The following is a 23,512-nucleotide window of genomic DNA, read 5'->3' on the forward strand; positions in this document are numbered from 1 at the left end:
ACTTTATTATACCAGGGAAATAATCAAATCCACCAAAATCGCAAATCTGAAATTTCTATAAGAAAAAATATCAAATATGCGATTTTCAAAAATAAGCCAATTTTCGTGTTATACTGTCCTTGTAAAGCACTTGAAGCAAATCCTAGGTCGCAGAAGTGGTTTACAAAGAAAAATAATTGGAGGAGAAACAATGTCTGCTGTACCATATTCATTTCAAGGGCATCGTTTAGGTGGCCGTTAGTTAAATAATAGCAATCTATAGGATAGAAAAGATAAACTTTGGATTAGATATAGTGGATTGAAATCAAGATAAACATATACGACAAAAATTCTAATTAATATATATTTTGCTGCAAATGCAACGGATATTATACAAAAAATCTTAAATCTTAATAATTGTGAAGAATGATGATATTCATAATGTTTAAAAGTTAATATCTGCATGCTATTAAGATTTTAACTGAATTTTAGAAGTCGATAAGTTTTTTGTATTTTAATTTATTATATGGATAGAAATTATAAATGAGTTGTATTCGTATTTATAATTTTGGAGTTTAGGAAAATATTTTCCAAACTCCTATTTGTTGTTTATCTTTTAATAGTTTTTGATTAGGAGGATCTAAATGAGAATAAAGAGAACTCTTCAACCGTATATATTTAAAGATAAAATAAAATTTGGTTTTGGTAATGCTTCTCTTGTAAGGGAGATTGATTTTAATGAAGAGAACATCAATTTAATAAAAAAATTAGATAATGACATTGATATAAAATTGTTGTCTAATGGAGAAAAACAAGTTGTTGAGTCGATGATATCTATGGGATTAGTGACTAGTAATCAATATGATAATTCCAAATATTCCCGAAATATTAATTTCTTTGAGTGGGTTGATTTGTCAGAAAATTTAGACCCTAGTAAGTATCAGGATAGATTATTAAATTCAACAGTTTTAATTGTTGGTGTAGGGGGTATTGGATCAACAACAGTCGAAATTTTAGCTCGTCTAGGTATAGGTAATTTCATATTAGTAGATTTTGACATTGTGGAAGAGTCAAATCTTACTAGACAAACATAACATCCTTTAAGAAATCTGATATTGGTAAGCTAAAAATAGACATAATAAAACAGCATATTCAAGAGATTTCTGATTCAAATGTGACAACTATTTATAGGAAGTTAGAGTGTCAGAATGACTTAGAAACTATTTTTAAAGATTATAATTTTGACATTGCTTTATGCTGTGCAGATACTCCTAGAATAGAGATAGACTACTGGTTTGATGATTTAGCTCATAAATATACGAGACCTATTATTGTTGGCTCATATGCATCTACGGTAATAAACTACCTACATATTATTCCGGGCAAAACTATTTCATTGAGGGAGTTTTATAGGGACTTTATGATAACAGATGATCATGTTTTGGATAGTAGAATACCGTATAGTGTTATTTCTCCAATATCATATATGGCTGCATCAATCATATCTTATAAAGTATTAGATACTTTAACAGGATTATTGAATTTAACGGATTATATTCAAATCGATTGCATGAATTTTGAGGTTTATAAGCATGATATTAAGAAAATTTAGCCAAAATTTTATAAATTTAATATTAGGTAGATCGTCTAGGAATATTGCAGATAGTTTTTACTTTATTGCTTTATCGATAGGGTTAGTAAGTGTATATCATATTGAGGCAGGACAGTTATCTCTATTTACTCTAATTGGTTTTATCCCAAATTTGCTTGCTGTTTTTTATGGAAGTTTTATAAATAAAATTCAGAGAGATAAAATTTGGCTAGTGATTTTCCAGATTCTCCAGTTTATTATAATTGTGATTACAATTCTGTGTTTAAGGTATCATTTTCGTGTTGTGTATATCTATGTATTGAATTTTTTGTTCGCATTATCAACTAATTTATTAAATACACTGCAGATGAAAATTGTTCCAGAAACTTTAAATAATGATGACATGCTAATAAAGAAATCGATAGATGTTCAATACTTGGCATCAAATGTGTTAGATATTATTAGTAATTTAACTGCATCTCTACTATTAGGGCTTCTATCTTATTTTGTTGTTTTTAATTTAAGTATTCCGTTTTTTGTGGCTGCTATTTATTTTATGATTAAAATCAGATTGCCCGGTTCCAAAAACAATACTAAAAGTGTTCGACCTGAAAAGGTAGATTTGGAAAGTAATTCTTCTTTCCAATTTTTGGAAACTGTTTCTGCTTTTCGAGAATCAAAATTTGCCTCTTTTATAGTAGTTACAGAGTCAATTTTAAGTGGGGGTACAGATCTACTTTTAACTTTAATGCCACTGTATCTTTTATCAGAAGGCATACCTATTCAATATTTGGGATTGGTACTAGGAGCTCAAAGATTTGCCGATTTGATAGGAGCAATTTTGGCTCCTAGAGTGGGAATTCCGTATAAAATGTTTTTCTTTATTGATTATACTGTATCTGGATTAGCACTCATGCTAGTATTTATTACTCCATTTCCGTTAATAAAGTTGTTGTTATTTTTTTTAGCATTTATTTTAATAGGTATATCAGGAAATATGTTTGAAAAAATGATTTACTCAGAGTATAGATACGACACTATGGGATTGATATATTCGACTAATTCAAGTTTATATGCTTTATTTGCCATTCTATTTTTGATTATTCCTCAATTTTATACAGATATAAAAATTTTGGGTATTTTAATAAATGGATTTACACTATCTATAGGAATTTATTTATTAGTTATTTGTAATTTTTTCAAAAAGAATGATACTAATTGTTAAAATTTATTTTATATGAATGTTGCATGATTATTTGAAAAGAACTTCTAAAAATTTTTAGAGGTGTCCATGAAAGAAACGAAATTTCACCTAGCAACTGGAAGTCTGTACAATATATTTCTAATTTGGAACACACTGTAAATGTTATGGTGGATGGTTGGGCTAAATATGGTCCTTGGCGTCCTAGATAAAATGAGGTAAACGATGGAAAAACAGAGTCAGTTACAAATTTTAATTCATTCCCTGTACAATAATAAAGAAATTAGCTTGACGGAAGAATTTAGGAAGCAATTGCTGGAAACAGCAAAACAGTTCTCTAGTACTAGTGAAGATTTGCTAGCTGTACGTCTCTCATTTGCCGTCTCTAAAGAATTATTGGGCTTTAAAGGTGAACCACCGACAGAGTTATTGGATTTGGCAAAATTTGTCCAAAAGAAAGAAGCTAAATATAAGCAGGGAGTAGTGTGGTCTGGTATTTTTAAAATATGATTCATTATAAAATACGGCATGAGCATCGCATAATGGATGAATCTGAATATGAGCAAGACTTGGATTTCAATGCCAAACCAAGTCTTGTTTTTGATACTATAGAATAAAATGGAGTCTGTCTGATTACAATCAGCAGACTTTTTTCTCTTTCCTGAATATGTTATAATAGTCCATGCTGTGGCTGGAGCCTTTTCAGCCCATTTATTAAGACAATATGAGGAGAAAGATGAAAGAAAAAGGATTTTGGGAGGGGGCGCAGGCAGCTATGCCAACGGCACTTGGTTATGTCAGTATCGGCCTGGCCTGTGGGATTATTGGTGCGCCCTATGTGACACCTGTGGAGATGGGCTTGATGAGCCTCTTTGTTTATGCTGGGAGTGCCCAGTTTGCCATGCTGGCACTGATTGCGGTTCAAGCTCCTGTGGCAGCTATTGCTATGACGGTTTTTTTGATCAATTTGCGTCTCTTTTTGTTGAGTTTGCATGCGTCGACCTATTTTCGTCATACTAGTCTCTGGCACAATATCGGTATGTCTAGTATCTTGACGGATGAGACTTATGGTGTTTTGATGGGCGAATTGGCCCATGCAGACAAGGTCAATCCTATGTGGATGCACGGGAACAATCTCAACAGTTATGTGGCTTGGTTTGTGGGAACAGTGGTCGGAACGGCTCTGGGTGGCCTGCTGCCAAATCCAGAAATCTTTGGTTTAGATTTTGCCCTAGTTGGGATGTTTATCGGCATTTTTGCTTCGCAATTCCAGATTATGCAAAGACGGATTCCTGTCCGCAATTTGCTCATTATCCTAGCAGTTGTTGCGGTGTCCTTCTTTTTACTCTTGACAGTGGTGTCTCAGTCGCTAGCTGTTCTCTTTGCGACGCTACTTGGTTGTACAATGGGGGTGGTTTTAGATGGTCAGTAAGTATCTTTTATTAGCAGTTATTTTCTCTGGCTTGGTGACGTGGATTCCCCGTATGATTCCCTTCATCTTAGTCAAGTATAAGGGTTTGCCTGCGATTGTTGAACGTTTTTTGAAGTTCTTGCCCGTTTCTATTATCTTTGCCTTGATTCTTTCAAGCGTAGTGACAGGCAAGGTTGGGAGCTTTCCTCAAATCAAATGGCTGGACTTCTTAGCCGTCTTTCCAACAGCTTGGGTAGCCTTTCGCTACCGCAATCTAGTCGGAACAGTTCTCTTTGGAGTGGTCTTAATTGCAGTCTTGCGTTTGGTCTTTTAATACTCTTCGAAAATCTCTTCAAACCACGTCAGCTTTACCTTGCCGTATATATGGTTACTGACTTCGTCAGTTCTATCCACAACCTCAAAACTGTGTTTTGAGCTGACTTCGTCAGTTCTATCTGCAACCTCAAAACAGTGTTTTGAGCAACCTACGGCTAGCTTTCTAGTTTGCTCTTTGATTTTCATTGAGTATAAATTAGCCATAAAGAAAACCTATCACAGAGATAGATATCATATAATGGCGTAAATGGTCTTTTTCTGTTAAGATTATAAGGTATTCTATTTTGGAGGAAATGACATGAAAAAAATCGTTAAATACTCATCTCTTGCTGCTCTAGGGCTTATTGCTGCAGGTGTTTTAGCAGCTTGCTCAGGTGGTGCTAAGAAAGAAGGAGAAGCAACTAGCAAGAAAGAAATCATCGTTGCAACCAATGGCTCGCCAAAACCATTTATCTATGAAGAAAATGGCGAATTGACTGGTTATGAAATTGAAGTGGTTCGCGCTATCTTTAAAGACTCTGACAAGTATGATGTCAAATTTGAAAAGACAGAATGGTCAGGTGTATTTGCTGGTCTTGACGCTGACCGTTACAATATGGCTGTCAACAATCTTAGCTACACTAAAGAACGTGCGGAGAAATACCTCTATGCCGCACCAATTGCCCAAAACCCTAATGTCCTTGTAGTGAAGAAAGATGACTCTAGCATCAAGTCTCTCGCTGATATCGGTGGAAAATCGACGGAAGTCGTTCAAGCCACTACATCAGCTAAGCAGTTAGAAGCATACAACGCTGAACACCCGGACAACCCAACTATCCTTAACTATACTAAGGCAGACTTCCAACAAATCATGGTACGTTTGAGCGATGGCCAATTTGACTATAAGATTTTTGATAAAATCGGTGTTGAAACAGTGATCAAGAACCAAGGTTTGGATAACTTGAAAGTTATCGAACTTCCAAGCGACCAACAACCGTACGTTTACCCACTTCTTGCTCAAGGTCAAGATGAGTTGAAATCATTTGTAGACAAACGCATTAAAGAACTTTACAAAGATGGCACTCTTGAAAAATTATCTAAACAATTCTTCGGAGACACTTACCTACCGGCAGAAGCTGATATTAAATAATTTCTTGAAATCATCCATTCTGAATAAGATGGGTGATTTCTCAGTTCTTAGGGATATAGTTTTAAACTATATATCTGATTATCTAATAACAATTTGTGCAATTGAACAAAGTATGAGATACTAGTACGGTATTATTTTTAAGGAGAAAGAATCATGAAAATTAAAAAATGGCTTGGCCTAGCAGCCCTTGCTACAGTCGCAGGTTTGGCTCTTGTCGCTTGTGGAAACTCAGAAAAGAAAGCAGACAATGCAACAACTATCAAAATCGCAACTGTTAACCGTAGCGGTTCTGAAGAGGCGCGTTGGGATAAGGTCCAAGAATTGGTTAAAAAAGACGGAATTACCTTGGAATTTACAGAGTTCACAGATTACTCACAACCAAACAAGGCAACTGCTGATGGCGAAGTAGACTTGAACGCTTTCCAACACTATAACTTCTTGAACAACTGGAACAAAGAAAACGGAAAAGACCTTGTAGCGATTGCAGATACTTACATCTCTCCAATTCGCCTTTACTCAGGTTTGAATGGAAGTGACAACAAGTACACTAAAGTAGAAGACATCCCAGCAAACGGAGAAATCGCTGTACCAAACGATGCTACAAACGAAAGCCGTGCGCTTTACTTGCTTCAATCAGCTGGCTTGATTAAATTGGATGTTTCTGGAACTGCTCTTGCAACAGTTGCCAACATCAAAGAAAATCCAAAGAACTTGAAAATCACTGAATTGGACGCTAGCCAAACAGCACGTTCATTGTCATCAGTTGATGCTGCTGTTGTAAACAATACCTTTGTTACAGAAGCAAAATTGGACTACAAGAAAGCACTTTTCAAAGAACAAGCTGATGAAAACTCAAAACAATGGTACAACATCATCGTTGCGAAAAAAGATTGGGAAACATCACCTAAGGCTGATGCTATCAAGAAAGTGATCGCAGCTTACCACACAGATGACGTGAAAAAAGTTATCGAAGAAACATCAGACGGTTTGGATCAACCAGTTTGGTAATAAGAAACAGGGAGGTGGGAGAGAAAATTCCACCTCTTGCTTTTGTATAGAGCATGGATTGTCAGGAAGAGTAGTTCATAGAAAGGTAGAGAGAATATGGTTTTTCCTAGCGAACAAGAACAGATAGAAAAATTTGAAAAGGATCATGTAGCCCAGCATTATTTTGAGGTTTTGCGTACCTTGATTTCTAAGAAATCAGTCTTTGCCCAGCAGGTTGGGCTCAAGGAAGTCGCAAACTACCTGGGTGAGATTTTCAAGCGTGTGGGGGCTGAAGTGGAGATTGATGAGACTTATACGGCGCCTTTTGTCATGGCACATTTCAAGAGTTCGCGTCCAGATGCCAAGACCTTGATTTTCTATAACCACTATGACACTGTGCCAGCGGACGGAGATCAAGTGTGGACAGAGGATCCCTTTACGCTTTCGGTGCGCAATGGTTTCATGTATGGGCGTGGGGTTGACGATGATAAGGGTCATATCACAGCTCGTTTGAGTGCTTTGAGAAAATATATGCAGAACCATGATGACCTGCCTGTCAATATCAGTTTTATCATGGAGGGAGCGGAGGAATCGGCTTCAACAGACCTAGATAAGTATTTGGAAAAGCATGCGGACAAACTTCGTGGGGCGGATTTGTTGGTCTGGGAACAAGGAACCAAAAATGCCTTGGAACAGCTGGAAATTTCTGGTGGAAATAAGGGGATTGTGACCTTTGATGCCAAGGTAAAAAGTGCGGATGTCGATATCCATTCTAGTTATGGTGGGGTTGTGGAATCAGCTCCTTGGTATCTCCTCCAAGCCTTACAGTCTCTTCGTGCTGCGGATGGCCGTATCTTGGTTGAAGGTTTGTACGAAGAAGTACAAGAGCCAAATGAACGAGAATTGGCCTTGGTGGACACTTACGCTCAACGAAATCCAGGGGAAATCAGCCAGATTTATGGTTTGGAATTGCCTCTCTTACAAGAGGATCGAGCAGCCTTTCTAAAACGATTCTTTTTCGAGCCAGCTCTTAATATCGAAGGGATCCAGTCAGGTTATCAAGGACAAGGAGTCAAAACGATTTTGCCTGCAGAAGCCAGCGCTAAGCTAGAGGTTCGTCTGGTTCCGGGCCTAGAACCGCATGATGTTCTGGAAAAAATTCGGAAACAGCTAGACAAAAATGGCTTTGATAAGGTAGAATTATACTATACCTTGGGAGAGACGAGTTATCGAAGCGATATGAGCGCACCAGCCATTCTCAATGTAATCGAGTTGGCCAAGAAATTCTATCCACAGGGCGTTTCAGTCTTGCCGACGACAGCTGGGACAGGGCCTATGCATACGGTCTTTGATGCCCTAGAGGTGCCAATGGTGGCCTTCGGTCTAGGAAATGCCAACAGCCGAGACCACGGTGGAGATGAAAATGTGCGAATCGCCGATTATTACACCCATATTGAATTAGTAGAGGAGCTGATTAGAAGCTATGAGTAGAGATATTATCAAGTTAGATCAGATCGATGTGACTTTTCATCAAAAGAAGAGAACCATCACAGCGGTCAAGGATGTGACCATTCACATCCAAGAAGGGGATATCTACGGAATCGTTGGATATTCTGGAGCAGGGAAATCAACCCTCGTACGGGTGATTAACCTCTTGCAAAAGCCATCTGCAGGGAAAATTACCATTGATGACGATGTGATTTTTGATGGCAAGGTCACCTTGACGGCAGAGCAGTTGCGTCGTAAACGTCAGGATATCGGAATGATTTTCCAGCATTTTAACCTCATGAGCCAAAAGACAGCAGAGGAGAATGTAGCCTTTGCCCTCAAACACTCTGGACTCAGCAAGGAAGAAAAGAAGGCTAAAGTTGCTAAGTTGCTGGACTTGGTCGGCTTGACAGACCGTGCTGAAAACTACCCTTCACAACTATCTGGAGGGCAAAAACAGCGTGTGGCCATTGCGCGTGCCTTGGCAAATGATCCAAAAATCTTGATTTCAGACGAGTCAACTTCTGCCCTTGACCCTAAGACAACCAAGCAGATTTTGGCCTTGTTGCAAGATTTGAACCAAAAATTAGGCTTGACAGTTATCTTGATTACGCATGAAATGCAGATTGTCAAAGACATTGCCAACCGTGTAGCAGTTATGCAGGACGGACATTTGATTGAAGAGGGTAGTGTCCTTGAAATCTTCTCAGACCCTAAACAACCTTTGACTCAAGACTTTATCTCAACAGCCACAGGTATTGACGAAGCCATGGTCAAAATCGAGAAGCAAGAAATCGTGGAATACTTGTCTGAAAATAGCATTTTGGTACAGCTCAAGTATGCAGGTGCTTCAACAGACGAGCCACTTTTGAATGAATTGTATAAGCATTACCAAGTAACGGCTAATATCCTCTATGGAAATATCGAAATTCTCGATGGTACTCCTGTTGGAGAATTAGTTGTGGTCTTGTCAGGTGAAAAAGCAGCGTTGGCAGGTGCCCAAGAAGCCATTCGTCAAGCAGGCGTACAGCTAAAAGTATTGAAGGGAGGACAGTAAGATGGAATCATTGATTCAAACCTATTTGCCAAATGTCTATAAAATGGGCTGGGCTGGTCAAGCAGGCTGGGGAACAGCTATTTACCTAACCCTCTATATGACAGTTCTTTCCTTCATCATCGGAGGGCTCTTGGGACTGGTTGCAGGGCTTTTCCTTGTCTTGACAGCTCCAGGTGGGGTCTTGGAAAATAAAGTTGTTTTCTGGATTTTGGATAAAATCACCTCTATTTTCCGTGCGGTTCCATTTATCATTCTCTTGGCAGTCTTGTCACCCTTCTCTCATCTAATCGTAGGAACAAGCATTGGTCCAAATGCAGCTATCGTACCCCTATCTTTTGCAGTCTTTGCCTTCTTTGCCCGTCAGGTGCAGGTTGTCTTGGCTGAACTGGATGGCGGTGTCATTGAGGCGGCTCAAGCTAGCGGAGCGACTTTTTGGGACATCGTGGGCGTTTACCTATCAGAAGGTCTTCCAGATTTGATCCGTGTGACGACTGTGACCTTGATTTCCCTTGTTGGGGAAACAGCTATGGCGGGTGCGGTTGGAGCTGGTGGTATCGGTAACGTAGCCATCGCTTATGGATTTAACCGCTACAATCACGATGTGACCATCTTGGCAACCATCATTATCATTTTGATTATCTTTGCAATCCAATTCTTGGGAGACTTCTTGACTAAGAAATTGAGCCATAAATAAAGAGATTTGGGCAATCTGTACATCATTCATAGGAGTTGTCGTTATAGTCAAGACTTAAAATTCTCTGTACTGGTTGCTATCAACTGTTACTTTTATGAGTTAGAGAGTTAAGAATTGTGGGGAGTCAATATGCAAAATCTGGGAGAAGTTTTTAAAGAATTGAGAAAGAGTCGGAATGTATCTCTACAGGAGGCGACGGGAGGAGAGTTTACTTATTCCATGCTGAGCAAATTTGAGCGTGGAGAAGCAGATTTATCCTCTATGAAATTGATTACTGCCTTAGATAACATACACTCTGATTTGAATGAATTTATGTACTTGGTACGTGGTTTTTCTCAGAAAAAGGTTTTGGCTTTTCAAGAAAATCTTTGGGATTTATATGACAGAGAAGGGATTGATTCTCTACACTCCTTGTATGAAGAGACGACTCAAAAGTATAGATCAAGTGGTGAAACAAGCTATCTTTTACAAATGATTCGTATCAAAAGTCTTCTTGTGTTTTTTGATTCAGAAATAAGAGCAACGGATGAAGAACTGACTTTTCTCTATGACTATTTTTTTACTATTGACATCTGGGGAAATTATGAATTGGAACTATTTTCAACGATTTCTACTTTGTTTCCTCTGCCCCTCTATTTTAAATATTCTAGGGAGATGTTACAAAAGACGGATTTATTAGGCTCTTTACCTAGTAACAAAGCTGGTATTGATACCATTTTGATGAATGGACTCTTTAAAGCGATAGAGGAAAAGGATAAATTAAAAGCAGATTATTTTATCTTTCAGATTGAAAAACGAGAATTGCCAGAATCTCAAGCTTATCTTAAAATCATTTATATGATTGCTAAAGGGTATTATGATACTATTTTTAATGTAAAAAATAAGGGTCTTGAAAAAATCCAGAGAGGCATTACAATCTTACAAGATTTAGAGTATGTAGGTGGTGCAAGATACTATGAAAATTATTTTGCAAATCAGCTCTCAAATAAAGATTTGTAATATATTCTCGTTACATCTATTGATGCAAAATAAATAGGCTTGTAGATGGATTGATAATTAGCAGTTTCTAGGCGCTAGAGTTTCTATTGTCAGAAAAAATATATTACAAAAAAGTGGGGAGTCCCGCTTTTTTTGTTAGACTGGTTTCAATAGAATACTCTTTGAAATATGGAGAAAGCCCTGTTATGAAACTATTCTTAAAACATCATTTATTTAGGATACTGACCTTATCGAGGTTTTTAAGCTCAAGTGGAGCTTATATTTATAATCTGGTATTTATCGTTTATGCTGCGAGTCTACCCTTTAAAAATATAGCTGTATTTATGGCGAATATGATTACGATTTTACCTTTCCTATTTACTTTTTATGTTGGGATTAAGGCTGATCATACTCGGAATAAAGCAGGGACAATTATCTGGGTTGGTTGTGTGCAAAGCCTACTATTTCTTTTGATTGCTAGTGTGATTCATGATCAGAACTTCGTAACGTTTGCTGTTATCTGTATGGTTAATATCTGTTCAGATATTTTATCAGATTATACAGCAGGTCTTCGTATGCCGATTATCCAGCATAATATTTCTGAAGATAAGCTCTATGAAGCTTATTCCTTTACTCAGTTTGTCTCCTATTTATCAAATCTAGGAGGTCAAGCCTTAGGAGTGTGGCTACTCACAACCAGTAGTCAAAATTTTTCTTTTGTTGCAATTGTGAATGCTGGCTTCTTTTTACTATCTTCTCTCATTTTGTTCAAAAATAGAAGAGAATTGACGCATTTGTCTGTAAGTGTAGAGGATAAGTCGATTAGTTTACTTCAACAAGTTAAGGTAATCTATGCGGACATGGATGATATCTTTAGGCAGAGAGAAAGTAAATCTTTGTTTAAAATGATTCTTGTCATTTTAGTGATGAATACTTTGGGAGGAGCTGTTGGAGGTATTTATCACTTTTACTTATTAGACCATACTATCTATCATCTCAGCTATGCTCAAGCTCTATTTTTAATTGAATGTGTTAGTTTGGGAGGAGCTATTCTTGGTAGCCTAACCCCCAATGATTATTTTGGTAAATGGTCGTTTTCAAGTTTGCTATCGCTCAATGCAAGTCTGTTTGTCTTGCTTGCTACTGCTAATATTTTAGATTTTTCTCCTCTAGTAGGTGTTGTTTGCTTAGCCTTTGTCATGTATTTGATGTCGAAATCAATGCCTAAATTAGATACTCTGTTATTGTCTAATTTGAGCGCGGATGTATTAGCTAGAAGTAATAATCTCTTGAGTATGATTTTTTCCCTAACATTACCCTTGGGGATGTCTGTATTTTCCTTCTTAGCTTTACAAGATATCAGGCTTTGTTGGTGTGTGTTTTTGGTAGTGAGTGTGATAGGGTTGATTTTATCACTAGAAAAAAGAAGTTTTTCGGGTAAAAAATTTTAACCTAGGCAAATCAGGCTTACTAGAAGGTCTTCCAGATTTGATTCGCGTGACAACTGTGACCTTGATTTCCCTTGTTGGGGAAACGGCCATGGCCGGTGCGGTTGGAGCTGGTGGTATCGGTAACGTAGCCATCGCTTATGGATTTAACCGTTACAATCACGATGTGACCATCTTGGCAACTATCATTATCATTTTGATTATCTTTACAATCCAATTCTTGGGAGATTTCTTGACTAAGTCTTGAGCCATAAATAAAAAAGAGCCGCCTGGCTCTTTTTTAGTAATCAGATTTTCTGTGCCAATTTTTTACTCAAGGCTTGCCCAATCAAGGTACCAACTAGGGCTCCGATGACAATACTTGCGATAAATAGAAGGACGGTTCCAGGATTTAGCGCGACCATGATACGGTCGATATATTCTTGTGATTTTCCTCTTGCTAGAAGGGTAGCCATATAGGCTTGGGGCGCAATCCACATAAGCAAGATTGGTCCTGTTGTACTAAAGGCAAAAATAAGGAAAGAAAGGAAGTTCTTTGTTTGGTCCTTGTATTTTCCGAGGTTAGCTACTCCATCTGCTAGGAGGCCACAGATAATTCCAGGAAGGAAGGCACCAGCACCGTGTTTAGTTCCCAAGAAAAAGAGAGCAATAACAAGGCCGATAGTGGTAATGGCTCCAAAGCGCGGAACTTTTGCGACTAGGATCATATAGACGTTACCGCCGACAAGGGCAGTAAAGGCAGGCGCATAAAACATGTTTCCAGTTTGGTCAAAGAGATTGCCCAAAAGGACACCAATCCCCATGCAGAGGAAGTAAAGAACTGCAAAAAGCAGTGTAGTTAAGATAGATTTCTTCATGAATTGTCTCCTGATCATTTTTTCACAATTCTCATTTTACCATGGTTTGGTGGGATTGTAAATGGATAGTAGAAGTTTTTGAAAACGCTTGAAATATGATATAATGGTTTCATAGTTATTTTTAGGAGGGTATCATGGGGAGATTTTTAGACTTTGTCTTTAATCGTTTCTTTTTAGGGATGATTGCGACAGCCTTCTTTTGGCTATTAACTTTAGCAGGAGGGATTATCCTTGGTCTAGCGCCGGCTAGTGCCACCTTGATGAGCTTGTATGCAGAACATGGTTATAGCTTTCGGGAATACAGTTTGAAGGAGGCTTGGCCTCTTTATAAGCAAAATTTTGTCTCAAGCAACCTGATTTTCTATAGCTTTCTAGGAGTGGATTTAGTTTTGGTCTATGGCTTGTATCTCTTGGTTCAATTGCCTCATCAGACCATCGTTCATTTGATTGCGACCTTTTTTAATGTTCTAGTAGTTGCCCTGATCTTTTTGGCTTATACAGTATCTTTGAAATTACAAGTTTATTTTGACTTGTCTTATCGAAATAGTCTCAAACTATCCTTGATTGGCATCTTTATGAGTCTAGCAGCTGTGGCCAAGGTTCTCCTTGGAACCGTGCTACTTGTGGCAATTGGTTACTATATGCCTGCCCTGCTATTTTTTGTAGGAATTGGGATGTGGCATTTCTTTATCAGTGATATGTTGGAACCGGTCTATGAAAGTATTCATGAAAAATTGGCGACAAAGTAGGATGAAACAGTTTTGGCTACATACGCTTCTGCGAACCTACAGTTCAGTTATGATCATTATTATTGCGAGTTTTGCAATCTTACTCTCCTATGCTGACTGGGATTCACGGGAAAAGGAAGCCCAGAGAGTAGCCCAGCGTGTAACTGCTAGAACAGTGAGTGAAATTGAATATTACCATAGAGAGTCAACCCAAATAGCTCAGGCTTTAGTTGAAAATCAAGCTCGTATTGAGGGAATCTATAAATACTTTAGCCTTAGCATGCCAGACTATTTTTACTGGCAATTAGAGCGGAAAGCTTCGCCTTATGTATCGGTCTCTCTGCATGAAAATGTTGATGACCTCTATGTTCGAAATGATTTTGTAACTGGGGTGGCCATTGCTTTTCAAGATTACAAGGAAGTCTATGTTTCTACTAAAGACAAACGTAGTGGAGAAAAAATCAGGGCTGAGGATTTCAAACCAGCAGGAAATAGTTTTGCCATTCCGGTGTCAGATCCAGTGTCAGATCAAGACTTAGGAGTGATTTACATCTCCTTGGATCCTGCTGTTTTATACCATGCCATTGATAATACTAGAGGTCATACTCCGATGGCAGTAACAGTGACCTCACCTTTTGATACGGAGATTTTTCATATTGGTGAAACAGTTGATAAGGAGAGTGAAAATTGGCTAGTTGGCTTAACTTCTCATGGTTATCAGGTTCAGGTGGCAGTTCCCAAAAACTTTGTTTTACAAGGAACAGTGACTAGCTCTGCTTTGATTGTGAGCTTGAGCCTTCTCTTTATTGTCATTCTTTATCTGACGTTGAGGCAGACCTTTGCTAATTACCAAAAGCAGGTGGTGGATTTAGTAGAATCCATTCAAGTCATTGCTCAAGGCGAAGAGGGTCGTCGGATTGACATTTCCGAGAAAGATCAGGAATTACTCCTAATCGCGGAGACAACCAATGATATGTTGGATCGATTGGAAAAGAATATCCATGATATTTACCAGCTAGAACTCAGTCAAAAAGATGCCAATATGCGAGCCTTGCAGGCGCAAATCAATCCTCATTTTATGTATAATACGCTGGAGTTCTTGCGCATGTATGCAGTTATGCAGAGTCAAGATGAGTTAGCAGATATCATTTATGAATTCAGTAGTCTCTTGCGTAACAATATTTCTGACGAAAGAGAAACTCTTCTCAAACAGGAATTAGAATTTTGCCGTAAATATAGCTATCTCTGCATGGTTCGCTATCCCAAGTCCATTGCCTATGGTTTCAAGATAGAACCAGAGTTAGAGAATATGAAGATTCCTAAGTTTACCTTGCAACCGCTGGTAGAAAATTATTTCGCGCATGGTGTTGACCACAGACGGACAGATAATGTGATTAGCATCAAGGCGCTTAAACAGGATGGTTTTGTAGAAATTTTGGTGGTCGATAATGGCCGTGGAATGTCGGTTGAAAAACTGACAAGTATTAGAGAAAAATTAAGTCAGAGACATTTTGAACACCAAGCCAGTTACAGTGATCAAAAGCAGTCTATCGGGATTGTCAATGTCCATGAGCGTTTTGTGCTCTATTTTGGGGATCGATATGCTATTACTATAGATTCTGCAGAGCAAGCAGGTGTTCAGTATCGTATTACAATTCAAGATGAGTAGAAAGGGAGAAAATGTATAAAGTATTATTAGTAGATGATGAGTACATGGTGACAGAAGGTCTGAAACGTTTGATTCCCTTTGATAAGTGGGATATGGAGGTCGTCGCAACAGCCAGTCATGCCGATGAAGCCCTAGAATATGTTCAGGAAAATCCTGTCGATGTGGTCATTTCCGATGTCAATATGCCCGACAAAACAGGGCTTGATATGATTCGAGAGATGAAAGAAATCTTACCAGATGCTGCCTATATCCTGCTGTCAGGTTATCAGGAGTTTGATTATGTAAAAAGAGCTATGAACCTTAGTGTGGTGGACTATCTGGTTAAGCCTGTTGATAAGGTAGAGCTAGGAAATCTGCTGGAGAAGATTGCAGGTCAGCTCGGCGAGAGAGGTAAGAAAAGTCAGACCCTCAGTCAAGATTTAGACGATGCTGGATTTGTTAGTTATTTAGGTGGTAAGGAGAATTGGTGGATAGGTCTTTCAAAGGAAAAACAGGGCTCCTTCACTATTCCCTACTATGTCTTGGGTCAAGATTGGCAGATTTTCATTTCTGACCAACCCCTAGATGGTTTGGTCGTTACACCTTTTGAAGCTCCTTATCAAGAACACTTTGAACGCTGGAAGCTGAATGCTGAGAAAGCCCTCTTTTACGGCTCTGTAAATCTACAGCAGTCTCAGAGTCTCTTTGCCTACTACGAACCGATTTATAGGGTTATCATTCAGGGGAATCTCAATCAAATCGTGGAAGAATTGAACCTTTTGGAGAAGGTGGTTCTTGAAAATACACCGCGTGTTCCGATTACCAAACAGCTTTTTATCCAGTTTGTCATGGATGTCTTTCACTTGTTTGAACATCTCAAAGCTGATGATATGACGGACATTGTCAAAACCATTCATGCTATTCAATCCTTCGATGAATTGGTTTCTTATATCAAGGAAACTCTGACCAGCTTTTTCGGTCAATACCGTATGAATGAAAATGTGGTCAGTGTGCTGGAAGTCATTGGTCGTGATTACCAAAAGGAGCTGTCCCTCAAGGATATCAGTAAGGCCCTCTTTATCAATCCTGTCTATCTAGGACAGTTGATTAAGCGTGAAACCGATTCGACCTTTGCAGAGTTACTAAACAAACAACGTATTAAGGCTGCCCAGCAGCTCTTGCTTTCGACTAGTGATAGTATCGAAGATATTTGTTATGCTGTTGGTTACAGTAACCTTGGATATTTCTATAAAGTGTTCCGAAAATTGTGCGGAAAATCGCCAAAAGCCTACCGAAAACAGGTAGAAACGATACTATAAGATTTGTATTCCTTTACAAAAAGTGCTATAATATGAATAATATTATTAGGAGGTTCTATCATGAAAAAGAAACCGATTTATCTATGGGTCTTGTTAATCTTGTCTGCCCTTATTTCAGCAATGTCTCTGTTTGGAATGTTGAGTCCCTTACCTAGCAAAGAAGCTCTTCGTGCCGCTCAGAAACAAGTTGCAGGGGTCAGTGCTCAGCAATTAGAAGACCAGCTTAATTACAACTATGGAGTAGCAGAAGCGTATCATTCTATTTTTAATATGGCCTTGATTGTGCTATCTGCTATTTTAGTGGTCGTAGCGATTGTCTTCCTTATTCGTAAGAATTTGCAATATGCAAACTATACTTACGTTGGCTATGTTTTGTTAGCTATTATCGGTTCGATTTATGGCTATGTTGGTTTACAGGACGCTGTGCAGTTGGTTCAAGATGAGACCATGCGTTTGACAATGAGTATTGGTTCAAAAGCTGTCAGCATTTTCTATATCGTCATCAATATTCTCTTCCTAGCTCTTGTCTTCTATAAGATGTGGCGACAACAGAAAGCCTTGGCAGAAGAAGAGGAAGCAGAAAATCTTGCCTAAGTATTGACAAAAAAGAACTATCAAGATACAATCTTGGTAGTTCTTTTTCGATTAAAAATAAAATCATGGAGGTACATATGAAGACAATTTCTTTAGTTTATATTAGTTTGAGTGGCAACACTGAAAGTTTTGTGACGCGCTTGAAAGATTATCTCTTGTCCCAGTACGAGGGAATTGAGGTTCAAAAGATTCATATCAAGGATTTGGTCAAGGAAGGTAAAAATTTCTATGAGATGGACCATCCCTATGTCGCTTTTTTGCCGACCTATCTCGAAGGTGGGAATGGCGTTGATAACGGAGATGTCGAGATCTTGACGACACCCGTTGGGGATTTTATAGCCTATGGCGATAATGCTAGTAAGTGTTTTGGCGTAGTTGGTTCAGGAAATCGTAACTTTAATAACCAATACTGCCTGACAGCCAAGCAATACAGTCAACGTTTTGGCTTTCCTGTCTTGGCTGACTTTGAAATGCGAGGCATGCTGGAAGATATCAAACGTGTCGCAGCGATTATCGCAGATTTGTATGAGTTGGAAAAGGAAAATTAAAGTCAATATAAGAGGCGCTTGGGATTTTTCAACTGTTTTTTGAATATAAACAGTCTTTGAGAACGTAAAAAAGCATAAGTTCAGGTCTTCAAAACCTTGTTCTTATGCTTTTTATCATAGAAATATTTGCTGCATTTTCTCTTGAAATGAAACCTTATACTCAATGAAAATCAAAGAGCAAACTAGGAAACTAGCCGCAGGCTGTACTTGAGTACGGCAAGGCGACGTTGACGTGGTTTGAATTTGATTTGCGAAGAGTATTATCTTCATCTCGCGCTTGTCAGTTAAGCTGCTTTTCCGATTGCGAGTGCGTAGATAAAGAAGATGGCGAAGCCAAAGAGGAAAATCAATCCTGCAATGGCAAGGTGTTTGAGCCAAGAAGGAAGATTTTTGTTTTCACGCGTTACCAAGGCGTAGTTTAAAAGAGCGAAGAATGGTGTTGTCAGGAAAGAACCAATCATGGCAAAGCGGAGCATGGTTGAAACCTGACCAGCGAAGAACTTGATAATGATGATACCGATGATAGCAGTGATGGTCATCCAGATGTTCAAAGATTTACGATTGTCTTCTTTTTGACTGATTAGCAGTCGGAGAGATTCCTGATTGACGCGAGAATAGCCATCGATAACAGTTATAACTGTTCCAAAGATACACAGGAAGGCAATAAAGGTAATCAAGTAACGGGACCATTCGCCAAGAACAGAGGCATACATGCCCACGAATTGAGAGATGTATTTGGCTGAAGCGGCTTCAACTGCTTGCCCTGTAGGATATTGAATCAATGCTCCCAGTGCTACAAAGAACACAGCTAGGATAGCTGTTCCAATGTAACCAACGTTAAAGTCAAATAGAGCGTCCTCGGTGTTAAAGTTGACGGTCTTTTTCTTTTCAGCTGACCAAAGTGAATTGATAGCTGAAATTTCAATAGGAGCCGGCATCCATCCTAGGAGGGAGACGATGAAGGGCAGAGCTGCCATTTGCCAAGGTGTCTTCTCGACAAAATCAGAACTGTATTCTGGATGCTTGACCGCTGCGATGATAACTGCAAGAACAGTCGCAATGGTTAAGGCAGACATAATCCATTTGACCATACCATCTAAGAGTTTGTAGCCTCCGAAGAGTAGCATAGCCCAAATGATTGCAACGAGAATGAGAGACCACTGAGTGATGCTAAGACCGATCATTGGGAAGGCACTGGTGATGATAGCTGAGCACAGAATGGCGACACCAGCTGTGTTGACCATAGCCGAAAAGACATTGAGGATAAAGAAAATCCAGAGATAGAGTTTTCCTTTTTCGGCATAACCTTCAACCAAAGTCTTTCCAGTATCAGCGGTGTATTCAGCACCAAAACGGAAAAATGGATATTTAAAGACATTGGCTAAGATGACCAAGAGTAGTAGAGACCACCCGTAAGAACCACCAGCTTGAGTGGAAGATACAATGTGAGAACCGCCAACAGCGGCAGAAGCCATTAGGATTCCAGGCCCCATTGCTTTTAGTTTACTTGTCCAGGTTGATTGATTTAACGAAATAGCTTGCGACATGATAGATGCTCCTTTTTGAATTTTCAGAATAATCTGGATATGTAATCTATATTCTACAAAAAACTTTGGGAAAATGCAAGATGATTTTGAAAAAAGATAGAAAATTTACAAAGAAGATCTGAAAATAACTGCTATGATAGTAAGGTGTAGCAGGATAAAAAAACCGAGAAGTTTCTTTCTCGGATTTGCTTATTATGAGGTTCTTACTTTCTATGCTCCAAGAGTTGATTGATATGGTCCACTTTTTTTGATGCTCTTTTATAGGAAATAGCCCAAATGATGAGGTAAACAATCGCAAACTCGATAATGAGCTGGAGATAGAAGAACCAGTGGAAAGGAAACCAACCTGCTAGAGTTGCTAGTGGGACAAAGCCAGCCAGCATAAGGAAGAAATGAGTCAGAGTGGCACGAAGCATGCTCCAGTCACGGCTGAATAATCGCTTGCCAAAGTTGAAGAGAATACCAATGGCTGCCCAGATAAGAGTACAGTAGAGCAAGACCAGGGCACCGTGAACCTGATGTTGAGTCATCACTTGTCCGATGAGAGAGTCGGGACTTAACGGGGCGTAGGTATTTGGTGCATAAATGAGTGAAAAGATGATAGAGAGGATGAGGCCGATGAGGATACCAGCAGCTGCGTCGTGGAAGATTTGTTTTTTCATAGTTCTAATTTCTCCTTGATGGTTTTTAGGTAACGGCGTGAAGAGTAGGTGAAGCTTTCGTTTTTCAAGAAAATTTCTACCAGGCCGTTGGGGGTGAGCTTGAGATGAGAGATGGAATCGATATTGATGATTTCTGATTGGGAAATTTGGATAAAATTGGTTGGCAGGAGTTCAAGGACTTGATAGAGCCGTAAATCAATGTTGTAGGTCTGACTCGCCGTTTCTGCTAGAACCTTCCGATTCTCGATATAGAAGCGTTGTATCTTACCAATCTCAACGAGATAGACCTGATCATCGATTTTTCCTTTGATTTTTTCTTTTCGGTCAAGATTTTCTGCAAACTCGATGACTTTCTGGACTTTATCTGTGGGCTGAGGTGCTTGAACAATCAACTTTTCCTCTTCGTAAGTCTCACTAATCTGTAGTTCTACTTTCATAAATTTCTCTCCTTGTTTTTCATACAAAATTAATCTCACTTCTTGTACATCTTTATTAATACTCTTCAAAAATCAAATTCAAACCACGTCAGCGTCGTCTTGCCGTACTAAAGTACTGTCTGCGCCTAGCTTTCTAGTTTGCTCTTTGATTTTTATTGAGTATACCACTATTTTATGCCCCCTGGCAAGGGACTTTGTTTATGTGGAGGGATTTGGCTCCTATGTGGTGGAGCTTTTCTGTCCTTTCTGAAATATGGTATAATAGCACTAATCAATTTCTAGGAAAATAGATACGGAAAGGGGCCGAAAGATGTCTCATATTATTGAATTGCCAGAGGTGTTGGCAAACCAGATCGCGGCAGGAGAGGTCATTGAACGTCCTGCCAGTGTGGTCAAAGAGTTGGTAGAAAATGCCATTGATGCTGGCTCTAGCCAGATTATCATTGAGATTGAGGAAGCTGGTCTCAAGAAAATTCAAATCACAGATAATGGCCATGGAATTGCCCACGATGAGGTAGAGCTGGCTCTGCGTCGTCATGCGACCAGTAAGATAAAAAATCAGGCAGATCTCTTTCGAATTCGGACGCTTGGTTTTCGTGGTGAAGCCTTGCCTTCTATTGCGTCTGTTAGTGTCTTGACTTTGTTGACGGCGGTGGATGGTGCTAGTCATGGAACCAAGTTAGTCGCGCGTGGGGGTGAAGTTGAGGAAGTCATCCCAGCGACTAGTCCTGTGGGAACCAAGGTTTGTGTAGAGGATCTCTTCTTCAACACGCCTGCCCGCCTCAAGTATATGAAGAGCCAGCAAGCAGAGTTGTCTCATATCATTGATATTGTCAACCGTCTGGGCTTGGCCCATCCTGAGATTTCTTTTAGTTTGATTAGTGATGGTAAGGAAATGACGCGGACAGCAGGGACTGGTCAACTGCGCCAAGCTATTGCAGGGATTTACGGTTTGGCGAGTGCCAAGAAGATGATTGAAATTGAGAATTCTGACCTTGATTTCGAAATTTCAGGTTTTGTGTCCTTGCCTGAGTTAACTCGGGCCAATCGCAACTATATCAGCCTTTTCATCAATGGTCGTTATATCAAGAATTTCCTACTCAATCGTGCTATTTTAGATGGTTACGGAAGTAAGCTCATGGTAGGCCGTTTTCCACTGGCTGTCATTCACATTCATATCGACCCTTATCTAGCGGATGTCAATGTGCATCCGACTAAGCAAGAGGTGCGGATTTCCAAGGAAAAAGAACTGATGACCCTGGTTTCAGAAGCTATTGCAAATAGTCTCAAGGAGCAAACCTTGATTCCAGATGCTTTGGAGAATCTTGCCAAATCGACTGTGCGTAATCGTCAAAAGGTGGAGCAGACCATTCTCCCACTCAAAGAAAATACTCTCTACTATGAGCAAACAGAGCCGACAAGACCTAGCCAAGCTGAGGTGGCTGATTATCAGGTTGAATTAACTGAGGAAGGACAGGATTTAACTTTATTTGCCAAGGAAACCTTGGACCAATTGACCAAGCCAGCAAAACTGCATTTTGCAGAGAGAAAGCCTGCTAACTATGACCAATTAGACCATCCAGAGCTAGACCTAGCTAGTCTTGATAAGGCCTATGACAAGCTGGAGCGAGAAGAATCATCAAGCTTCCCAGAATTGGAATTTTTCGGACAGATGCATGGGACCTATCTCTTTGCCCAAGGGCGAGATGGGCTCTACATCATAGACCAACATGCGGCTCAGGAACGGGTTAAGTACGAGGAGTATCGTGAAAGCATTGGTGATGTTGACCAGAGCCAGCAGCAACTCCTAGTGCCCTATATCTTTGAATTTCCTGCGGATGATGCCCTGCGTCTCAAGGAAAGAATGCCTCTCTTAGAGGAAGTGGGCGTCTTTCTAGCAGAGTACGGAGAAAATCAATTTATTCTACGTGAACATCCTATTTGGATGGCAGAAGAAGAGATTGAATCAGGCATCTATGAAATGTGCGACATGCTCCTTTTGACCAAGGAAGTTTCGATCAAGAAATACCGGGCAGAGTTGGCTATTATGATGTCCTGCAAGCGGTCCATCAAGGCCAACCATCGTATTGACGACCATTCGGCTAGACAGCTCCTCTATCAGCTCTCTCAATGTGACAATCCCTACAATTGTCCCCACGGGCGTCCTGTTTTAGTGCATTTTACCAAGTCGGATATGGAAAAGATGTTCCGACGCATTCAGGAAAATCACACCAGTCTCCGTGAGTTGGGGAAATATTAAACTAAAAGGAAAACTATGTACGAATATCTAAAAGGAATCATTACCAAAATCACTGCTAAATACATTGTTCTTGAAACCAATGGTATCGGGTATATCCTGCATGTGGCCAATCCTTATGCCTATTCAGGTCAGGTTAATCAGGAGGCTCAGATTTATGTGCATCAAGTCGTGCGTGAGGACGCTCATCTGCTTTATGGATTTCGCTCAGAAGACGAGAAAAAGCTCTTTCTCAGTCTGATTTCGGTATCTGGGATTGGTCCTGTATCAGCTCTTGCTATTATCGCTGCCGATGACAATGCTGGCTTGGTTCAAGCGATTGAGACTAAGAATATCACCTACTTAACTAAGTTCCCTAAAATTGGTAAGAAAACAGCCCAGCAGATGGTGCTGGACTTGGAAGGCAAGGTAGTAGTTGCAGGAGATGACCTTCCTGCCAAGGTGGCAGTGCAAGCTAGCGCTGAAAACCAAGAACTGGAAGAAGCTATGGAAGCCATGTTGGCTCTGGGCTACAAGGCAACCGAGCTAAAGAAAATCAAGAAATTCTTTGAAGGAACGACAGATACAGCTGAGAACTATATCAAGTCGGCCCTTAAAATGTTGGTCAAATAGGAGC

At 39.5% G+C, this 23,512-nt stretch carries 25 protein-coding genes and 1 pseudogene; 21 read left to right on the plus strand and 5 right to left on the minus strand.

Annotation, left to right across the window (positions count from 1 at the left end; translation table 11 throughout):
• Nucleotides 1–623: 623 nt before the first annotated feature.
• The 6 genes from OVN23_RS03390 to OVN23_RS03415 all read left to right on the plus strand — a co-directional run bounded on the left by OVN23_RS03390 (nucleotide 624) and on the right by OVN23_RS03415 (nucleotide 4,516).
• Nucleotides 624–1,073, plus strand: coding sequence for a HesA/MoeB/ThiF family protein (locus tag OVN23_RS03390; RefSeq protein WP_267240517.1), 450 nt, complete (start codon nucleotides 624–626; stop codon nucleotides 1,071–1,073).
• Entirely contained in the window at nucleotides 1,070–1,591 is a 522-nt protein-coding gene (locus OVN23_RS03395) for a ThiF family adenylyltransferase (RefSeq protein WP_267240672.1), read from the plus strand. The genes OVN23_RS03390 and OVN23_RS03395 overlap by 4 nt, the downstream gene beginning before the upstream one ends.
• Entirely contained in the window at nucleotides 1,572–2,795 is a 1,224-nt protein-coding gene (locus OVN23_RS03400; protein ID WP_000603362.1) for a hypothetical protein, read from the plus strand. The genes OVN23_RS03395 and OVN23_RS03400 overlap by 20 nt, the downstream gene beginning before the upstream one ends.
• Before the next feature lie 201 nt (nucleotides 2,796–2,996).
• Nucleotides 2,997–3,281: a hypothetical protein gene (locus tag OVN23_RS03405; protein ID WP_000415011.1), complete on the plus strand. Its 285-nt coding sequence runs from the start codon at nucleotides 2,997–2,999 to the stop codon at nucleotides 3,279–3,281.
• A 226-nt stretch (nucleotides 3,282–3,507) separates the two neighbouring features.
• Nucleotides 3,508–4,203: an AzlC family ABC transporter permease gene (locus tag OVN23_RS03410; RefSeq protein ID WP_078135725.1), complete on the plus strand. Its 696-nt coding sequence runs from the start codon at nucleotides 3,508–3,510 to the stop codon at nucleotides 4,201–4,203.
• Nucleotides 4,193–4,516 carry an AzlD domain-containing protein gene (locus OVN23_RS03415; RefSeq protein ID WP_004263021.1) on the plus strand — a complete coding sequence of 108 codons (324 nt, stop codon included), beginning with the start codon at nucleotides 4,193–4,195 and terminating at the stop codon, nucleotides 4,514–4,516. Before OVN23_RS03410 ends, OVN23_RS03415 begins: the two co-directional genes overlap by 11 nt.
• Here OVN23_RS03415 and OVN23_RS03420 read toward each other — a convergent pair.
• The gene (locus OVN23_RS03420; protein WP_267240518.1) at nucleotides 4,513–4,704 is read right to left on the minus strand and encodes a chlorohydrolase; all 192 of its coding nucleotides are present in this window, start codon (nucleotides 4,702–4,704) and stop codon (nucleotides 4,513–4,515) included. The two genes, OVN23_RS03415 and OVN23_RS03420, sit on opposite strands and share 4 nt — an antisense overlap.
• Nucleotides 4,705–4,816: 112 nt before the next feature.
• On the opposite strand from OVN23_RS03420, the gene OVN23_RS03425 reads away from it, so the two are divergent.
• The 8 genes and pseudogenes from OVN23_RS03425 to OVN23_RS03460 all read left to right on the plus strand — a co-directional run.
• Nucleotides 4,817–5,647, plus strand: a complete 831-nt coding sequence (locus OVN23_RS03425; RefSeq protein ID WP_173253153.1) for an amino acid ABC transporter substrate-binding protein — start codon at nucleotides 4,817–4,819, stop codon at nucleotides 5,645–5,647.
• A 153-nt stretch (nucleotides 5,648–5,800) separates the two neighbouring features.
• The gene (locus OVN23_RS03430; RefSeq protein ID WP_050235347.1) at nucleotides 5,801–6,655 is read left to right on the plus strand and encodes a MetQ/NlpA family ABC transporter substrate-binding protein; all 855 of its coding nucleotides are present in this window, start codon (nucleotides 5,801–5,803) and stop codon (nucleotides 6,653–6,655) included.
• 96 nt (nucleotides 6,656–6,751) lie between these two features.
• Entirely contained in the window at nucleotides 6,752–8,125 is a 1,374-nt protein-coding gene (locus OVN23_RS03435) for a M20 family metallopeptidase (RefSeq protein ID WP_173213265.1), read from the plus strand.
• Complete coding sequence (locus tag OVN23_RS03440) at nucleotides 8,118–9,179, plus strand: methionine ABC transporter ATP-binding protein (RefSeq protein WP_173213267.1); 1,062 nt, start codon at nucleotides 8,118–8,120, stop codon at nucleotides 9,177–9,179. Before OVN23_RS03435 ends, OVN23_RS03440 begins: the two co-directional genes overlap by 8 nt.
• A gap of 1 nt (nucleotide 9,180) precedes the next feature.
• Nucleotides 9,181–9,873, plus strand: coding sequence for a methionine ABC transporter permease (locus OVN23_RS03445; RefSeq protein ID WP_000444652.1), 693 nt, complete (start codon nucleotides 9,181–9,183; stop codon nucleotides 9,871–9,873).
• 312 nt (nucleotides 9,874–10,185) lie between these two features.
• Nucleotides 10,186–10,872, plus strand: coding sequence for an Rgg/GadR/MutR family transcriptional regulator (locus OVN23_RS03450; RefSeq protein ID WP_319946279.1), 687 nt, complete (start codon nucleotides 10,186–10,188; stop codon nucleotides 10,870–10,872).
• Nucleotides 10,873–11,057: 185 nt separating this feature from the next.
• Complete coding sequence (locus OVN23_RS03455) at nucleotides 11,058–12,302, plus strand: transporter (RefSeq protein ID WP_267240519.1); 1,245 nt, start codon at nucleotides 11,058–11,060, stop codon at nucleotides 12,300–12,302.
• Nucleotides 12,303–12,318: 16 nt separating this feature from the next.
• Nucleotides 12,319–12,557: pseudogene (locus tag OVN23_RS03460) on the plus strand (ABC transporter permease); the annotation flags it as partial.
• Between the two features lie 29 nt (nucleotides 12,558–12,586).
• On the opposite strand, the gene OVN23_RS03465 reads toward OVN23_RS03460, so the two are convergent.
• The gene (locus OVN23_RS03465) at nucleotides 12,587–13,156 is read right to left on the minus strand and encodes an MptD family putative ECF transporter S component (protein ID WP_267240520.1); all 570 of its coding nucleotides are present in this window, start codon (nucleotides 13,154–13,156) and stop codon (nucleotides 12,587–12,589) included.
• A 134-nt stretch (nucleotides 13,157–13,290) separates the two neighbouring features.
• Between OVN23_RS03465 and OVN23_RS03470 the strand changes: the two genes are divergently transcribed.
• The 5 genes from OVN23_RS03470 (at nucleotide 13,291) to nrdI (ending at nucleotide 17,993) form a co-directional block, all read left to right on the plus strand.
• Nucleotides 13,291–13,905, plus strand: coding sequence for a YesL family protein (locus OVN23_RS03470; RefSeq protein ID WP_112444529.1), 615 nt, complete (start codon nucleotides 13,291–13,293; stop codon nucleotides 13,903–13,905).
• A complete protein-coding gene (locus OVN23_RS03475) occupies nucleotides 13,883–15,553 on the plus strand; it encodes a sensor histidine kinase (protein WP_319946276.1) in 1,671 nt (556 codons plus the stop codon). Before OVN23_RS03470 ends, OVN23_RS03475 begins: the two co-directional genes overlap by 23 nt.
• Before the next feature lie 11 nt (nucleotides 15,554–15,564).
• Nucleotides 15,565–16,851: a response regulator gene (locus OVN23_RS03480; RefSeq protein WP_173251604.1), complete on the plus strand. Its 1,287-nt coding sequence runs from the start codon at nucleotides 15,565–15,567 to the stop codon at nucleotides 16,849–16,851.
• 60 nt (nucleotides 16,852–16,911) lie between these two features.
• On the plus strand, nucleotides 16,912–17,445 hold the full coding sequence (locus OVN23_RS03485; protein ID WP_000729017.1) for a hypothetical protein: 534 nt from the start codon (nucleotides 16,912–16,914) through the stop codon (nucleotides 17,443–17,445).
• A 77-nt stretch (nucleotides 17,446–17,522) separates the two neighbouring features.
• Entirely contained in the window at nucleotides 17,523–17,993 is a 471-nt protein-coding gene (nrdI, locus tag OVN23_RS03490) for a class Ib ribonucleoside-diphosphate reductase assembly flavoprotein NrdI (protein ID WP_000849609.1), read from the plus strand.
• A 284-nt stretch (nucleotides 17,994–18,277) separates the two neighbouring features.
• Here the strand turns inward: nrdI and OVN23_RS03495 are convergent, their stop codons facing one another.
• The 3 genes from OVN23_RS03495 to OVN23_RS03505 all read right to left on the minus strand — a co-directional run bounded on the left by OVN23_RS03495 (nucleotide 18,278) and on the right by OVN23_RS03505 (nucleotide 20,639).
• Nucleotides 18,278–19,540, minus strand: a complete 1,263-nt coding sequence (locus OVN23_RS03495) for an NRAMP family divalent metal transporter (RefSeq protein ID WP_267240521.1) — start codon at nucleotides 19,538–19,540, stop codon at nucleotides 18,278–18,280.
• A 203-nt stretch (nucleotides 19,541–19,743) separates the two neighbouring features.
• Nucleotides 19,744–20,202, minus strand: a complete 459-nt coding sequence (locus tag OVN23_RS03500) for a DUF3021 domain-containing protein (RefSeq protein WP_267240522.1) — start codon at nucleotides 20,200–20,202, stop codon at nucleotides 19,744–19,746.
• Complete coding sequence (locus OVN23_RS03505; RefSeq protein WP_000861971.1) at nucleotides 20,199–20,639, minus strand: LytTR family DNA-binding domain-containing protein; 441 nt, start codon at nucleotides 20,637–20,639, stop codon at nucleotides 20,199–20,201. Before OVN23_RS03505 ends, OVN23_RS03500 begins: the two co-directional genes overlap by 4 nt.
• 310 nt (nucleotides 20,640–20,949) lie before the next feature.
• On the opposite strand from OVN23_RS03505, the gene mutL reads away from it, so the two are divergent.
• A complete protein-coding gene (gene mutL / locus OVN23_RS03510; RefSeq protein WP_267240523.1) occupies nucleotides 20,950–22,899 on the plus strand; it encodes a DNA mismatch repair endonuclease MutL in 1,950 nt (649 codons plus the stop codon).
• Between the two features lie 15 nt (nucleotides 22,900–22,914).
• Entirely contained in the window at nucleotides 22,915–23,508 is a 594-nt protein-coding gene (gene ruvA, locus OVN23_RS03515; RefSeq protein ID WP_000273417.1) for a Holliday junction branch migration protein RuvA, read from the plus strand.
• Nucleotides 23,509–23,512 lie beyond the last annotated feature (4 nt).

It is taken from the genome of Streptococcus sp. Marseille-Q6488 (assembly GCF_946902925.1).
Taxonomy (GTDB): Bacteria; Bacillota; Bacilli; order Lactobacillales; family Streptococcaceae; genus Streptococcus.

What these genes read in the sequence shown, in the direction of transcription:
- OVN23_RS03390 (WP_267240517.1), top strand. Translation starts at nt 624, where the DNA reads ATGAGAATAAAGAGAACTCTTCAACCGTATATATTTAAAGATAAAATA.
- OVN23_RS03465 (WP_267240520.1), bottom strand. Translation starts at nt 13,156, where the DNA reads ATGAAGAAATCTATCTTAACTACACTGCTTTTTGCAGTTCTTTACTTC.
- OVN23_RS03505 (WP_000861971.1), bottom strand. Translation starts at nt 20,639, where the DNA reads ATGAAAGTAGAACTACAGATTAGTGAGACTTACGAAGAGGAAAAGTTG.
- OVN23_RS03480 (WP_173251604.1), top strand. Translation starts at nt 15,565, where the DNA reads ATGTATAAAGTATTATTAGTAGATGATGAGTACATGGTGACAGAAGGT.
- OVN23_RS03485 (WP_000729017.1), top strand. Translation starts at nt 16,912, where the DNA reads ATGAAAAAGAAACCGATTTATCTATGGGTCTTGTTAATCTTGTCTGCC.
- OVN23_RS03415 (WP_004263021.1), top strand. Translation starts at nt 4,193, where the DNA reads ATGGTCAGTAAGTATCTTTTATTAGCAGTTATTTTCTCTGGCTTGGTG.
- OVN23_RS03470 (WP_112444529.1), top strand. Translation starts at nt 13,291, where the DNA reads ATGGGGAGATTTTTAGACTTTGTCTTTAATCGTTTCTTTTTAGGGATG.
- OVN23_RS03475 (WP_319946276.1), top strand. Translation starts at nt 13,883, where the DNA reads ATGAAAAATTGGCGACAAAGTAGGATGAAACAGTTTTGGCTACATACG.
- ruvA (WP_000273417.1), top strand. Translation starts at nt 22,915, where the DNA reads ATGTACGAATATCTAAAAGGAATCATTACCAAAATCACTGCTAAATAC.
- OVN23_RS03420 (WP_267240518.1), bottom strand. Translation starts at nt 4,704, where the DNA reads ATGAAAATCAAAGAGCAAACTAGAAAGCTAGCCGTAGGTTGCTCAAAA.
- mutL (WP_267240523.1), top strand. Translation starts at nt 20,950, where the DNA reads ATGTCTCATATTATTGAATTGCCAGAGGTGTTGGCAAACCAGATCGCG.
- OVN23_RS03430 (WP_050235347.1), top strand. Translation starts at nt 5,801, where the DNA reads ATGAAAATTAAAAAATGGCTTGGCCTAGCAGCCCTTGCTACAGTCGCA.
- OVN23_RS03440 (WP_173213267.1), top strand. Translation starts at nt 8,118, where the DNA reads ATGAGTAGAGATATTATCAAGTTAGATCAGATCGATGTGACTTTTCAT.
- OVN23_RS03405 (WP_000415011.1), top strand. Translation starts at nt 2,997, where the DNA reads ATGGAAAAACAGAGTCAGTTACAAATTTTAATTCATTCCCTGTACAAT.
- OVN23_RS03445 (WP_000444652.1), top strand. Translation starts at nt 9,181, where the DNA reads ATGGAATCATTGATTCAAACCTATTTGCCAAATGTCTATAAAATGGGC.
- OVN23_RS03410 (WP_078135725.1), top strand. Translation starts at nt 3,508, where the DNA reads ATGAAAGAAAAAGGATTTTGGGAGGGGGCGCAGGCAGCTATGCCAACG.
- OVN23_RS03400 (WP_000603362.1), top strand. Translation starts at nt 1,572, where the DNA reads ATGATATTAAGAAAATTTAGCCAAAATTTTATAAATTTAATATTAGGT.
- OVN23_RS03500 (WP_267240522.1), bottom strand. Translation starts at nt 20,202, where the DNA reads ATGAAAAAACAAATCTTCCACGACGCAGCTGCTGGTATCCTCATCGGC.
- OVN23_RS03435 (WP_173213265.1), top strand. Translation starts at nt 6,752, where the DNA reads ATGGTTTTTCCTAGCGAACAAGAACAGATAGAAAAATTTGAAAAGGAT.
- OVN23_RS03425 (WP_173253153.1), top strand. Translation starts at nt 4,817, where the DNA reads ATGAAAAAAATCGTTAAATACTCATCTCTTGCTGCTCTAGGGCTTATT.
- OVN23_RS03495 (WP_267240521.1), bottom strand. Translation starts at nt 19,540, where the DNA reads ATGTCGCAAGCTATTTCGTTAAATCAATCAACCTGGACAAGTAAACTA.
- OVN23_RS03455 (WP_267240519.1), top strand. Translation starts at nt 11,058, where the DNA reads ATGAAACTATTCTTAAAACATCATTTATTTAGGATACTGACCTTATCG.
- nrdI (WP_000849609.1), top strand. Translation starts at nt 17,523, where the DNA reads ATGAAGACAATTTCTTTAGTTTATATTAGTTTGAGTGGCAACACTGAA.
- OVN23_RS03450 (WP_319946279.1), top strand. Translation starts at nt 10,186, where the DNA reads ATGTACTTGGTACGTGGTTTTTCTCAGAAAAAGGTTTTGGCTTTTCAA.